We start from the raw sequence: 13384 nt of genomic DNA on the forward strand, positions 1-13384 counted from the left end.
TGTCGGTGAGCGCGAGTTCCCCCCAGGAGGGCCCGATCCGTGGGCGGTCACCCGCAACACAGACGCACACTGCGCTTCTCCTGTCCGTGCCAGGATCCGATTGTGGAGGCCGTGCCAGATTCGGCGTGGAAAATTTCGGCGGTTCACCGGAATTGCACCGCGTCATTCGCTTCGGCCATTCCGGTTGGCCTCTGAATTTTCTCATTCCAGATCCCGTTTTCTCAACTGACCGACTCCCATCCGACACCGGATGCCCTGAGCCCGTCGGCAGTGCTGAATTGAGACGGACGTTGCGGTACGGTGCGCGCTCATGGCGAAGCCGAATCCCCGGATCTCGAAGGATCGTCAGCTCCGTCCCGTGGCGCGCACGGCGCGCGGTACCCAGCGGGACGACCGGCGCCCCAAGGTCGTCGATCTCCGCCTGCTGCGCACCTTGCTGCGGGTGCCCGATCCCCTCGACGAGCGCGAGGAGCCGCAGCCCCCAGCGTCCACGCTTCCCCTGCCCGGTGACGACGTCCCCCTGTCCCTCGACGAGATCGAGGCGGCTTTCCGCGATCAGGCCGTGACGCGCTTGCCGTGGATCCGACAGGCCGCGGCCGTGCTGGATGCGCGGCAGACGCCGATGAAGGCGGAGGAGATCGAGGCCTTCCTCGCCGGGCTCACGAGGCACCGGGAGAAGCTCGGCCCCCGCAACGGGCCGGGGAAGAGCGACCTCTTCATCCCCGGTGACGGCGGACGGCTCACGCTGAACCCCGCCGCGCCCGGCCTCGGCGCGATGCGGCGGGCCATCCGCGAGCTGTCACAGCCGGTGCTCGTCCAGCGAGCGCAGCGCTCGTCGCGAGAGGCGCAGCGCTCGGAGCCGGAGGCGCAGCGCACCGCACCGGAGCAGCACAGGGCGGTCCGTCGCGCGAAGCTCGACGCGGAGGCGCAGCGCTACGCCGAGATCGCGCGCGCGTCCCGTCGCGCCGTCCTTCGCGTGGTCCCTTCCGCCGCGCATCCGCAGGCCGTGGCGCTTCTCGACGTCGGCCCGCGATCGATCCAGACCTTCATCGGCCGCGACGCCGCCGAGCTCGCCGGGCTGCTCGCGGGATTCGACGTGATCGCAGGGCTCCACATCCGCGACGCGCTGAACGCGCTGGGGTTCGACGCGGACCGCTGCCAGGTCGTGGACCTCGGGCCTCCGCAGGAGTCCAGGCGCCTGGACCGCACGGGCCGTACGCTCCAGATCACGCCGGAGCTCGTCATCGCCGGAACCACCCGCATCAGCCGTCCTCTCGGCGAGCCCGAGCGGGTGGCGCGCTACCTGTCGCAAGGCGACCACCAGCGGCTTGCGCGCCGGATCGAGAGCGATGTCAAGGCGCTCCACGCCTTCTACCAGTACGGTGTCCTCCACGGCGCCGTTCGGCTTCGCTATGGCCCCCTCGACGAAGCGCTGGCCGCCGACTGGGCCCTGCCCGGCGACGTGAGCCTCAACCAGCAGCTGAAGAGCGCCCGCGAGAAGTGCGCGGCCGTCGACCTGGTGATCGGGGCAGCGCCGGGCTGGGCCGATCCGTGGTCGCGTGCGCGGCGCGTGCGCGTTATCGATCTCAGCTGGCCTGAGGTCGTCTTGACCAGGGACGAGGAGGGCAACGTCCTCCCGATCGGACGGGATGATATCCAGGCGATCCGCGTGGCGCCTGACGATGCCGCGCAGTGGGCGTGGAACGAGCTCCGGATCCCCGACGAGCAACCGTAGAAAGCAGGCCGTCCGTCTCGACGTCTGGAGGCCACGCGCCGCTGTCCATGTGTTCAGAGCGCTCGGCCTGCGGGCTGCGCGGGCTGCATTGAACACCCCATGCAGCGCTTGTTTTTTCTTCTTGTGAGAATTTGAGAAGGGTTCGCGTAAAGCGAATCGCGGCCGGTTTCTGCTCCACGAGCTGTTCTTCTGGATCTTCTGAAAACTGATGCTGGTATAAGAGCGACGCCGCGCAGAACGAGTCCGCGCGGCGTCGGGTCCACCTCGGTGCCGCGAGGCGAACCATGCGTGCTTGTAGACGACTGATCTGTTCATCACAAGGGGCTCTGGCAGCCGCCTTCGCGCTGTGCTCCAGCGCGCTCGCCGCGGATCCTGCGCCGCGGTCCCGAGAGGTGGATGCGCTCATCCGTGAAGCGGATGCGGCCGTGAAGCGGCTCGATGTCAACCGCGCTCGCGACCTCTGGGCGCAGGTCTACGCGCTCAAGCGCCTGACGATGGCGCTCTGTCAGCTCGGCCAGCTGGATCTCCGCCTCGGGCGTCTGGAGGAAGCCGCGGCGGAGCTATCGAGGTGCGTCGAGGAGATGCCTGCGCCCACCAACGCCGTCGAGCGCCGCCGTTACGAGGTGAGGCGAGCCGATCTCGCCGCGGTACGCCAGCGCGTGGCGGAGATTCACCTGCTCGCGCCCCCGGACGCGGCGCGGCTCCTCCTGAACGACAAGGAGGTGAAGGCCGGCAGCCCGATCTACGTCGCGCCGGGCCAGCACGAGGTGACCGTCACGGGGCGGCACGGGCAGGTCGCTCGCACGCTGGTGAAGGTCGCTGCCGGCGAGTCGCGAAGCATATCCCTCTCCTTCGAGAGCCCGCCAGGGGCCGCGGCGCCGCAAGCTCGTCCATCTGCGCGTGTCACAGCAGCGCCGGTGCGGATCGCGCAGTCCCCGGCGCGATCCGGGCCGAAGCCGTGGATCGTTGGCACGGGCGCCGCTGTCTCGGCGGCTCTGCTCGTCACGGGCATCGGGCTCCACCTGGGGGCCAACGCCTCGGACAACGAGGCTGTCGCGCGGGTCGCCCAGGTAGGCGACGAGCAACTGCTCCCGAGCAGCCCCGAGTTCCGTCAGGTTTACGACGAGGCAACAGCCGCCAGCACGCGAGCGAACCTGCTGCACGGATTCGGATCGGGGGTGCTCATCGCCGGCGCGGTGGCGGGCGCCGCAACGCTCATCTACGTCGTATTGCCGCATGACGCCGAGATCCGGGCTCGCGCCGCCGGTGCAGAGGTGACGATCGCATGGTAGCCAAGGGCGAGATCTGGGAGGGGCACGAGCTCGTGAACGAGCTGGCTCGGGGCATGGTGCGCACCTTCCTCGCGAGGCAGCTCGGAGACACAAGGGAGCTCGTCTGGCTGCACGTGCGGGAAGGCGCACGGATCGAGCGGGACGTGTTTGCCGCGGAGATCGAGCGCTTGCAGCGCCTCGCCGACGAGGTGCCGCAGGTCGCGCGCGTGCTTTACGGCGGGGTCAGCGGGACCGTCGCCTGGGCAGCAACGCCGTTCCTCAAGGACGCGATCCGGCTCAGGGACGCCACGCGCGCGGCAGATCTCGGGCTCACCGCCGTGAGGATGCTCATCGAGCTCGGGCAGAGCCTTGTGCGCGCGCACGAGCTCGGCGCGATCCATGGCGCCTTGAGCCCGGAGCGGGTGCTCATCGCCGCCGAGAACGGGTACGCCTTCACCCACTTCGGCTTCGTGCGCCTGTTTCAGCTCGCCGAGGAGGAGGCGCTCCGGGAGCCGTGCCACGCGGCGCCGGAGCTCATCTTTGGTGGCCGGCTGGGCAAGCGCACGGACGTCTACGGATTCGGCACCGTCATGTACGAGCTCCTGTGCCAGCGCGAGCTCTACGCCGACGAGGAGCATCGGACCCTGTCGGAGAAGACCTGGGAGCCCAGGTTCCCCATCACGGTTCCTCCGGTGCTTCGCTGTGTGATGAAGAAGGCCCTCGCGAAGGAGCCGAGGGACCGGTATCCCAGCGTGGAACAGATGCTCACGGTGCTGGCGGCCATCGCCGACGAGTGGGCGGAGCTGGGGCGAGCGCCCGCGGGCCTCGACGACGCTGCTGCGACCGGATCGCCTGCGGGGCGCCCGGTGGCTGCCGAGGAGGCGTGGGAGCCATTCGCGCGCGACGAGGAGGCGCCGATGGCTGCACCGGTGCCCGTGGGGACCCCGAGCCTCGACGGCGTGCTCGAGGACGACACAGCCCCGATCGAGGTGCCTTCCCTCGATCTCCCGTCGCGCCAGGCGCGCGACCTGGCGAAACTGGCGCCGAGCCCGCCACGCATATCGGAGCTGCCTCTCCCGGTGCGATCGAGCGAGGACACGGGAACGCGTGTCGCGGTGCGCTGGCTCGGCGCGGTGCTCGTGCTGGGAGCGGCGCTCGGGGCCGGGAGCGCGATGCCCCGGCGGCAGCGCCCTCCCGAGGCCGTTGCGCGCCTGGCGCAGGTCGTCCAGCCCGCGGCCCTTCGATCCGGCGCGCCGTGTCCTCTCACGCCCGCCGGCGCCCTCCAGGAAGCACAAGCCGCCGCGTCGCCCGTCGCGCCTCGGTCCCTGGCGAACGGCCAGGCGGCGGTCGCGCGGGAAGCCGCAAAGCGGCGGCCGTCGCCGCAGGCCGAGCACTGTGACGGTATCTACGCGGGCTATCTATGCGGGCACGACAACTACTGAGCCGCAGGGAGCAGGAGGGGTTCACGATGCACCCGGCAGCTTGGCTCATGCTCGGCGCTCTGGCGCTCGTCGCCTGTGGGGATGAGCTCGAGCTCTACGGGCCCCGCATGGATGATGACCCGGTGTTGCTCTGGGTGGGACGTCACGCGGAGGCGCCGTCGTGTCCTGGAGATCGCCTGGACTACTGGGAGGGCTGGGCCTACGAAGCCGCTTCGGACGAATGCGGCCCCTGCACCTGTGGCCCCGCCGCATGCGTCGCGCCGTCGAGCCTGACGACGTACGCCGCGATCCGCTGCGACGGCGAAGGAGAGCCGCTCACGATCGCTGCTGAGGAGGGCTGGCATGGAACATGTGTTGCCATCGATCCCGCTGTCTCGAGCGAACGCTTCGCGTCCGTCCTCTTCGAGCCGCCGGCGCTGGCTCCCCAGTGCGCGCCTTCGCCACCGCTCGAGCCGCCGCCCATCTCGGGAGACTTTGCAAGGGCCTGCCCGCTGGGATCGTCGCACATTTCCTGGGAGCGCTTCGCCTTGTGCATCACACCGGAGGCCGATGGGCTGTGCCGGCCTGGCTTCACAAATCGCTTGGAGTTCACGATGCGACTCAGCGACAACCGCGCGTGTACCCCATGTGCCTGCGGCGCTCCGACAGGGGGCCGCTGTATGGCCGACGTCATGCTGTATGGAGACGCCACGTGCAATACCCAGATCGACCTGGGTGCGTTCATCGATCAAGGAGACAACCCGTGTCACGATGTTCCTGCGCCCCTGCCGCTGGCGGCAGTGCGCGCAGTGCTCACCCGCGAGGAGCCGGGCTCCTGCACGCCAACGCCGGTCGCCTCCAAAGTGATTGGCACGGTGGAGCGAGGCGAGAGGCGCGTGTTCTGCTGCGAAACGTAGCGCTCGCCTGGGAAGCTGCGCGCGCGGAGGGCGCTCCTGCCAACGCACGAGTCACTCGTCGCGGATAAACCGGCGCATATCGGAGGACGACGAGCCGTATGACTGTCCAAATCTCGCGGAGAGCCCTGGTGGTCGGTGAAAGGGGGGTGCTTGCGATGCGATTTTTCGTGCTCTACACGCTGGTAACGCTTGCACTGCTCGGCTGCTCTTCGCCGTATCCCGACGAGCTGCCTCCTCCGGACCTCCGAGATAAAGTCTTCGTCTACCTGACGGGTTATCAGGATAGGCACGACTGTATACAAAGTAATCAGCTCCTATGGGAGTCATTGATCGAGGATATACCGATTGAAGAGGTTGAGCAGGACAAATGCGAGCCGTGCGAGTGTGGCCCGGCCGAGTGCGTCCTGCCGTCCAAGGTGACGGTACATGCATCCGTCTGCCCCGGCGACGGCGCCGCCGGCACATTCAATGCTGGCGCGTCGTGGGATGGTTCCTGTACGGCGCGCACTCCGCCCATAGAGAGCGACGCCTTCGCCGCGGTGACGTTCGATCCGCCAACGCTGGCTTCTTGCGCACCCGTGTCGCGAGCGCCGGAGCCGTCGCGTCGCGCTCTGGCGTTCGCCACGGTGTGCGCGGCGAGCCCCCAAGGTTCCGGTCCCACATCAGCGGTCCCCTGCTATCCTCCGCAGGAAGACGGAAGCTGCTGGCGTGGGTACGGTGTTCGGCACGAGCTCACGACAGTCATCGATACCCGCACATGTACCCCTTGCAAATGTGGTGCACCGAGTGGCGGGAAGTGCGCGGCGAATACAATATTATATCAAGACAAATATTGCCTGGACGAGCTGGATAACTATTATATTTCGGATAAAGATCCCCCGATGTGCAGCAGGGGGACCACCGGACCGCTCGCGGCGATGCGGTCTGTATTCACCCAGACGGAGCCGGGTACGTGCGCCCCTTCTGCCTCCGAATTCGAGGGCGGCGCGCTTGAGCGGGGGATTACACGCGCGCTGTGCTGCGAACACTAGATACGCTCGGCAAGCGTCTCTCGTTCTGTTCTCGGCGTACGGGCGGCCCGGACCGGACGCCCTCCGCCGCCGACCTCGCGTGCGCCCCTCATTCCTCATCCCAAGGCTCGACCAGGGCACGCAGCGCGGCGAGCGCACACGTGCGCCGCCTGTACGCGGTGGACATGGGGACCTCGATCTGCTCGACCAGATCACCCATGGACATCTCCTCGATGTCGTGCCCGACGAGCACCTCGCGTTCGTGGGGATCGAGCCTGTCGATCGCGTCGAGCACGCCGAGCCGGGTCTCCTCCGCGACAAGGAGGCTCAGCGCGTCAGGCGCCGGATCCGGAGCGTCCAGCGGCTCGTCCAGGAGCACCTCTCTCCGCCGCGACGCCCGCTCATGGTAGTGCGAGCAGACGTGCAGCATGATCCTGTTCAGCCATCGTTCGGGCCTCGCGTGCCCGGGGTCGTACGCGGGCCAGCTGCGCCAGACGCAGAGCCAGACGTCGCCCGCCACATCGTCCCGATCGCTGGCTGGAACGCCGAGGCGCTCCAGCCAGCGCAGCACGTCGCGGAACACCTTCGGGCGGAACAGGCTCGCTGCCGCAGCAGAGCGCGTGTCTTCGGTTGGCGGCCGATGCATCGGTCCTCTCCTCAAGGGTCAGCAGTCCGCCGTCATCGCGGCGGCCGCTGCCCGCCCACACCGGGCAGCGTGGCGTTGAGCGGGGTGCGGTCGAGGTCGTCCCAGGCGTCGCCGATCTCGGGAAGCGTTTCCCGGCGCTGTAGCGGACGGTCCGCGCGTCCGGCGTCGAGCGCTGCGCGCGCCGGCCTGGGCTCGGGTCTGGAGGCGGTCAACCGTGGGGAACGCGGCCTTGGCGGCGGAGGCAGGGCGCCACGCTGGCTCGACAGGACGAGCTCCGGATGCGCGGCAGCCGGCGCAGGGATCTCGGCGGGTGCAGAGGGGGCGGGCTGGCGCCCCACGACCACGGGCGCCGGGGCGAAGCCCGGAGCCGGCACGCGCGCCGGATGCCTCCGCGCCCGCGTCGCCTGGTCGACCAGGAGCAGCAACGTCTCGTCCGTCTCCGCCCGGTACTCGTCGTGCAGGCGCCACAGGTACTCCCAGTACCGCGCGGGCGCGCCGGTGAAGCGCTCCAGGCTCCGCGCGAGGCCCGGCGTGATCGGGAGCTCGTTCTTCAGGAGCCTCTCCACCTCCTCGGATCTCAATCCAGCGGATCGGGCGAGGTCCCGCTTCCAGTCGGCGTTCCACGAGCACAGGCTCTCCAGGATCCCGCCAGGGGATGGGACCAGCCGCTCACGAAACTCCGTCGCCTCCGCGACGATGGCGTCGATGTGACAGCCGAGGAGGCGGCGATATCGATCGATCTCGTGAAGCTCCCAGTCCTTGTGGGTCGTCAGGGTCTTGATGGCCGCATCGCGCGCCCGTTCGGCGGCTGCGCGCAGGCCGCGCTCCACCCCGAGCGCCTCCCGCGCCGCGAGCGCCAGGCCGAAGGCAACACAGGCGATGATCGCCAGCCCGACCGGCGACAGCGGAGCCATCGCATGAAGTAACCGTTCCATGATGTGATCTCCAGAGGACAGAGCACGGACCGCCGGGCAGCCCAGCAGGGGCGCCTGTCGCTGTCAGAACCAGGCACGGCGCGAGCGCCGTGATGTCAGAGAAGCCGTCGCTCGTCGGGCGGGCCCACGTGGAGCGAATCGGCGCTGATGCCCTTGATCATCAAGCCCGCCTCGCGGGCTCTGGCCTGCACGATCAGACCGACGGCGCGATCCGACAGGCGGTCGCCGAGCTGATCCCAGCGGTTGATCCCGACGAACAGCGGGCCATGTGCAGGCAGCGCAGCAGCGTCGAGCCATGCGCGCACGGCGCGCACGGGACAGGTGATGGGGTGGCAGCCACGCGGCAGGAGGATCCGCCGCGCCGGCACGACGAGCTCGAGCTCGTCCGCAGCAAAGCGCACGTCGGCGACGTTCAGGCGGACGAGGTCCGCGCGCCGGAGCCTGGCGGCGTAACCCACGAGCAGGAGCGCGCGATCGCGCAGATCCACGAGGTCGTCGTCCATCGAGGCGCTGATCTGGCGGATCTGCTCGGCCGTCAGCGGGACCGCTTGCCGTTGCTCGTGAGCGCCGCCAGCGACGAGGCGACGGCGCCACGCGATGACGATGGGGGAGCTCGTCGGCGGAGCCTGGCCGGAGAGCTCGTGCGCCTTGGCAATCGCCTGGCCAGCGGCCTTGATCGTCGACGGCGCCAGACGCTCCTGCGCGAGCGACGCGAGATAGAGGACGACCAGGCGCGGCCGGGCAGGGAGGGGGAGAGAGCGGCGCGCGGCGCACCAGGCCACGAACTGACGCCACTGCGCCCCGTAGAGCCGGCGCGTGTTCTCGGGCAGCTCAGCGTCGTCGAACAGGCGCAGAAGCTCGGCGCATCTCCTCACGACTTCGTTGCTGTTCAGGGTCGACGATCGCATGAGGCGGACGTGGTCCTCGGCGCATGGCCCACCCATCCATCCCAGAGCCACGCTCGGGATCCTGGACGCCGCCTGCGTTTGTGGGCGGAGAATGGATCGATATCGGAAGTCATGCAAGAGGTATCGGAAGTCATCGCTGACGGAAGTGGACCCCCGGCGTCGAGCTGGCTGGCATGCGCGTCGAGGCTCACGGCCGAGCGGAGCCGGCGGGTCAGAGGAGGCGTCGCTCGTCCGGCGAGCCCACGTGGAGTGAGTCGGCGCTGATGCCCTTCATCGAGAGGCCGGCGTCGCGGGCCCTGAGCTGCACGATCAAGCCGACCGCGCGATCCGACAGGCGGCCGCCGAGCTGGCCCCAGCGGTTGATCGCCACGAACAGCGGTCCGCGCGCCGGGAGCGCGGCAGCATCGCGCCATGACTGCACGGCGCGCCGTGGACAGGTGATGGGGTGACGGCCGGGCGGCACGATGATCCGCCGCGCTGGCATGAGGATCTCGAGCCCGTCGCCGGCAACGAGCGCGTGGGCGACATCCAGGCGAACCAGGTCCGCGCGCCGGAGCCTGGCGGCATAGCCCACGAGCAGGAGCGCGCGATCGCGCAGATCCACGAGGTCCTCATCCATCGACGCGACCATCCGGCGAACGTGCTCGGCCGTCAGCGGGGCCGTCTGCTGTTCAGCGTGAGCGGCCCCGGCCACGAGGCGCCGTCGCCACGCATCGACGATGGGGGCGCTCGTCGGCGGAGCATGACCGGAGAGCTCGTGCGCCTTGGTGATCGCCTGTCGGGCTGTCTTGAGCGTGGAGGGTGCCAGCCCCTCCCGCGCGAGCGACGCGAGATAGAGCACCACGAGGCGCGGCCTGGCAGGGAGCGCGAGCGAGCACCGCGCGGCGCACCAGGCCGCGAACTGGCGCCACTGCGCTGCGTAGACCCGGCGCGTGTTGTCGGGCAGCTCGGCAGCGTCCAGCAGGCCTTGGAGCGCGGCGCTCCTCTTCGCGGCGTCGTTGCGGTTCATGGTTGGCGATCGGAGGAGACGGACCTGAGCACCCGCGGGCGCTGCGGCGACTTGCGGCGGCGGACCGGCGGAGGTACTCGGGCGCTGCGCATAGCACGAACCGGTTCGGCACGGGCCAGCGGAAAGGGCAGATATGACAAATCACGACAGGACGCTGGCAGTCGAGGAGCGCCTCGCCATTCACGAGCTGATGGCCCTGCACGAGCTGCCTGTGCGGCCGCCCCTCGTACCGTGGCTGCTGCTCGCATCATGGAGGCGCCTGCGGTTGCCAGGATTGAGGGGAGGCGTTTATCGAGGGCCTGGCTCGTGATGCCTCTTGGGCGCGCCCTGATCTGTCGTAGACTCGCTCGTCCATGACGGCGAGCCGGCGCGGTCTCTACGAGATCCTGATCACGGAGGCGCTGGCCTCGGGCCTTCGCGAGCTCGACGCCAGCCTGGAAGCCCGCACCGGGGCGCTCCGCGCGGCAGAGGCCGCCGACCGCATCGCGCTGCATCTGGGTCGCATCGTGCAGCGCGCCATCGCCGGTGTTCCCGACCAAGAGCGGGTGAGCGTGGGCGTGGGTCTGGCGCGGCGGCTCGTCGCGCAGATCGACGAGGTGATCGCCGGCGCGGAGGTCCAGCCGGATGCGCCGGTCGAGCCGGGAATGGTGCTCCGGGCCATCGTGGGCCGCCAGCCGGACGGCAAGCCGGGGACGATCGCCGAGCCGCTCATCCCGCTCCTCGACACGACGCTGCTCACCAACGCGCCTGGCGAGCCCAGGGTGGGTCACCAGCTCCTGACGGAGGTGCGCTCGGCGGACCGCATCGACGTCGTCATGGCGTTCGTCCGCCGGAGCGGCATCGCCCCGCTGCTCGAGGCGCTCCGCGCGCATTGTCAGGCGGGCCGCGAGGTGCGCGTGCTGACGACCACGTACACGGGCTCGACGGAGGCGTCGGCGCTCGACGCGCTCTGCAGGATCGGCGCGAGCGTAGGCGTCTCGTACGACACGGGCACGACGCGCCTGCACGCGAAGGCCTGGCTCTTTCATCGAGCGTCGGGCTTTTCGACCGCCTATATCGGCTCCTCCAACCTGACGCACACCGCGCAGACGAACGGACTTGAGTGGAATGTGCGCGTGTCCGGCGCCCGCAACCCGGATGTCGTCGCCAAGGTCGCCGCAGTGTTCGAGAGCTACTGGCACAGCGGCGACTTCGTGCCGTACGACCGCGAGGAGTTCCTCGTGCGCGTCGGACAGGCATCGAGCGGAGCGTCCTCGGTGATGCTCAGTCCGATCGAGCTCCGCCCCGAGCCGTTCCAGGAGCGCCTGCTCGAGCAGATTGCGCTCTCCCGCGAGCGCGGGCATCACCGCAACTTGCTCGTATCGGCGACCGGAACGGGAAAGACCGTCATGGCGGCCGTCGACTACGCCCGGCTCCGGGAGGCGCTGCCCCGCGCGCGCCTGCTCTTCGTCGCGCACCGCGAGGAGATCCTGGAGCAGAGCCTCGCGACCTTCCGTCATGGCCTGCGCGCTCACGCGTTCGGCGAGCTGTGGGTCGGCGGCCGTCGCCCGCGACGCTTCGAGCACGTGTTTGCTTCGATTCAGAGCCTCTCCGCTGCAGGGCTCGACGATCTCGATCCGCGCCATTTCGACGTGGTGATCATCGACGAGTTCCACCACGCCGCTGCACGATCGTACCGCGCCTTGCTGGAGCACGTGCAGCCAGCCGAGCTCCTCGGCCTCACGGCCACCCCCGAGAGGAGCGATGGTCTCCCGCTGCTCGGCTGGTTCAATGATCGGATCGCCGCAGAGCTGCGGCTCTGGGACGCGATAGACCAGCACCGGCTCGTCCCCTTCGTGTACTACGGCATCCACGACGGGCTGGATCTGCGCGAGCTGCCCTGGCGCCGCGGGCGCGGTTACGACGTCGATGGCCTCTCGAGGTTGCTCACGGCCAACGACGTCTGGGCCCGGCAGGTGGTGGCCCAGCTCGCCGCGCACGTCGACGATCCGCGGAAGATGCGGGCGCTCGGGTTCTGCGTCAGCATCGAGCACGCGCGGTTCATGGCGCGTGTCTTCCGCGAGGCCGGCATCGCGGCGACGGCCGTGTGGGGGGACAGCCCCGATGGCGAGCGGCGCGCGGCGCTCGCGGAGCTCGGCGCGCGGGGCGTCAACGTTGTCTTCTCCGTGGACCTGTTCAACGAGGGCATCGACGTCCCTGCGGTCGATACGCTGATCCTCCTGCGCCCGACCGATAGCCCCACGCTCTTCTTGCAGCAGCTCGGGCGCGGCCTGCGGCGCAGCGCCGGCAAGACCGTCTGCACGGTGCTCGACTTCGTGGGGCACCATCGCCGCGAATTCCGCTTCGATCGCCGCTTCGGAGCCGTGCTCGGCGGGAGCCGAAAGGAGCTCGTTCAGCAGATCGAGGGCGGGTTCCCGTTTCTGCCGGCCGGCTGCCACATGGAGCTCGACCCGAAGGCGTCGGAGCTCGTGCTCGTGAACATCCGGCAAGCCGTGCCGTCGGGGTGGACGGCCAAGATCGAGGAGCTGCGACGGCTCGCCCGCGGTGGCGACGTGAGCCTCGCGCGGTTCCTGGAGGAGACCGGGCTGGAGATCGAAGACGTGGTTGCCGGACAGCGGTCGTGGTCAGACCTCCGGGCCGATGCGGGGCTTCCGTTGCTGGGCGCGGGGCCGCACGAGGAGGCGCTGCGGCGCGCGTGCGGGCGGCTGCTGCACGTCGACGACTTCGTGCGGATCGAGGCGTATCGCCGGCTGCTCGCGTCCGAGGCATGTCCGGATCCGGGGGCGATGAGCCTCCGCGAGCGCCGGCTCCTGCGCATGCTCGTCGCCACCGTGGCCGATCGCGCGATCGGCAAAGCGACCTCCCTTGCGCAGGCGTGCGCTCTCGTCTGGGCGCACCCCCAGGTGCGCGCGGAGCTCGTCGAGGTGATGGACCTGCTCGCGGACCGCGTCGACCATGTTCACCGGGCGCTCGCGACCCACCCGGATGTGCCGCTGGAGGTGCACGCGCGCTACTCGCGCATCGAGATCCTGGCGGCGTTCGGGGTCGGGGGCGGCGCGAAGGTCGCGCCGTGGCAGACCGGCGTGTACTGGGCGAAGGACCCCGGGGCCGACCTGCTCGCGTTCACGCTCGACAAGACGAGCGGGCAGTTCTCGCCGACGACGCGCTACCGCGACCATGCCATCAGCCGGCAGCTGATCCACTGGGAGAGCCAGTCGAGCACCCGCGCCGAGAGCGAGACGGGGCGGCGCTATCAGCAGCACGAGGCGCTCGGCACGGCGGTGATGCTGTTCGCGCGGCTGCGCAGCGATGACCGGGCGTTCTGGTTCCTGGGCCCGGCGAGCTATGTGCGGCACGCGTCCGAGTTGCCGATGGCGATCACGTGGAGGCTGCACCATGCGCTGCCGGGGGACCTCTTTGCGTCCTTCGCGGCGGCGGTGGCGTGATGTGAGCCTCGCCCGCTCGCGAGCCAGCGGTTCGAAGAGGCCGTGTCGCTCGTCCGAGATTCCGGGCGATGGGACCACCTCGCGTC

9 protein-coding genes are annotated in these 13384 nt (G+C 69.7%); 5 read left to right on the forward strand and 4 right to left on the reverse strand.

The annotated features are described in order from the left end of the window. Window positions 1-310 precede the first annotated feature (310 nt). The 4 genes from WMF36_RS16645 (at window position 311) to WMF36_RS16660 (ending at window position 5344) form a co-directional block, all read left to right on the forward strand. Entirely contained in the window at window positions 311-1735 is a 1425-nt protein-coding gene (locus WMF36_RS16645) for a hypothetical protein (RefSeq protein WP_437580588.1), read from the forward strand. 425 nt (window positions 1736-2160) lie between these two features. Then, window positions 2161-3027, forward strand: coding sequence for a hypothetical protein (locus WMF36_RS16650; RefSeq protein WP_437580589.1), 867 nt, complete (start codon window positions 2161-2163; stop codon window positions 3025-3027). Continuing rightward, window positions 3021-4448: a serine/threonine protein kinase gene (locus WMF36_RS16655; RefSeq protein WP_437580590.1), complete on the forward strand. Its 1428-nt coding sequence runs from the start codon at window positions 3021-3023 to the stop codon at window positions 4446-4448. Before WMF36_RS16650 ends, WMF36_RS16655 begins: the two co-directional genes overlap by 7 nt. Before the next feature lie 26 nt (window positions 4449-4474). Then, window positions 4475-5344 (forward strand): hypothetical protein, encoded by an 870-nt coding sequence (locus WMF36_RS16660; RefSeq protein WP_437580591.1) that lies wholly within the window; start codon window positions 4475-4477, stop codon window positions 5342-5344. A gap of 1119 nt (window positions 5345-6463) precedes the next feature. Here the strand turns inward: WMF36_RS16660 and WMF36_RS16665 are convergent. The 4 genes from WMF36_RS16665 to WMF36_RS16680 form a co-directional block, all read right to left on the reverse strand. Continuing rightward, window positions 6464-7000, reverse strand: a complete 537-nt coding sequence (locus WMF36_RS16665) for an RNA polymerase sigma factor (RefSeq protein WP_437580592.1) — start codon at window positions 6998-7000, stop codon at window positions 6464-6466. 32 nt (window positions 7001-7032) lie between these two features. Next, the gene (locus tag WMF36_RS16670; protein ID WP_437580593.1) at window positions 7033-7935 is read right to left on the reverse strand and encodes a helix-turn-helix transcriptional regulator; all 903 of its coding nucleotides are present in this window, start codon (window positions 7933-7935) and stop codon (window positions 7033-7035) included. 95 nt (window positions 7936-8030) lie between these two features. Then, window positions 8031-8843, reverse strand: coding sequence for an integrase (locus WMF36_RS16675; protein ID WP_437580594.1), 813 nt, complete (start codon window positions 8841-8843; stop codon window positions 8031-8033). Between the two features lie 211 nt (window positions 8844-9054). Continuing rightward, complete coding sequence (locus tag WMF36_RS16680) at window positions 9055-9852, reverse strand: integrase (protein WP_437580595.1); 798 nt, start codon at window positions 9850-9852, stop codon at window positions 9055-9057. Window positions 9853-10205: 353 nt separating this feature from the next. On the opposite strand from WMF36_RS16680, the gene WMF36_RS16685 reads away from it, so the two are divergent. Then, window positions 10206-13298, forward strand: coding sequence for a DUF3427 domain-containing protein (locus WMF36_RS16685; protein WP_437580596.1), 3093 nt, complete (start codon window positions 10206-10208; stop codon window positions 13296-13298). Window positions 13299-13384 lie beyond the last annotated feature (86 nt).

The sequence above is a fragment of the Sorangium sp. So ce887 genome (genome assembly GCF_051521455.1).
In the GTDB taxonomy this organism is placed as follows: domain Bacteria; phylum Myxococcota_A; class Polyangia; order Polyangiales; family Polyangiaceae; genus Sorangium.

Bases quoted from the DNA above. Each gene is read 5' to 3' on its own strand.
- WMF36_RS16645 (WP_437580588.1), top strand. From the start codon at position 311: ATGGCGAAGCCGAATCCCCGGATCTCGAAGGATCGTCAGCTCCGTCCC.
- WMF36_RS16655 (WP_437580590.1), top strand. From the start codon at position 3,021: ATGGTAGCCAAGGGCGAGATCTGGGAGGGGCACGAGCTCGTGAACGAG.
- WMF36_RS16660 (WP_437580591.1), top strand. From the start codon at position 4,475: ATGCACCCGGCAGCTTGGCTCATGCTCGGCGCTCTGGCGCTCGTCGCC.
- WMF36_RS16665 (WP_437580592.1), bottom strand. From the start codon at position 7,000: ATGCATCGGCCGCCAACCGAAGACACGCGCTCTGCTGCGGCAGCGAGC.
- WMF36_RS16670 (WP_437580593.1), bottom strand. From the start codon at position 7,935: ATGGAACGGTTACTTCATGCGATGGCTCCGCTGTCGCCGGTCGGGCTG.
- WMF36_RS16675 (WP_437580594.1), bottom strand. From the start codon at position 8,843: ATGCGATCGTCGACCCTGAACAGCAACGAAGTCGTGAGGAGATGCGCC.
- WMF36_RS16680 (WP_437580595.1), bottom strand. From the start codon at position 9,852: ATGAACCGCAACGACGCCGCGAAGAGGAGCGCCGCGCTCCAAGGCCTG.
- WMF36_RS16685 (WP_437580596.1), top strand. From the start codon at position 10,206: ATGACGGCGAGCCGGCGCGGTCTCTACGAGATCCTGATCACGGAGGCG.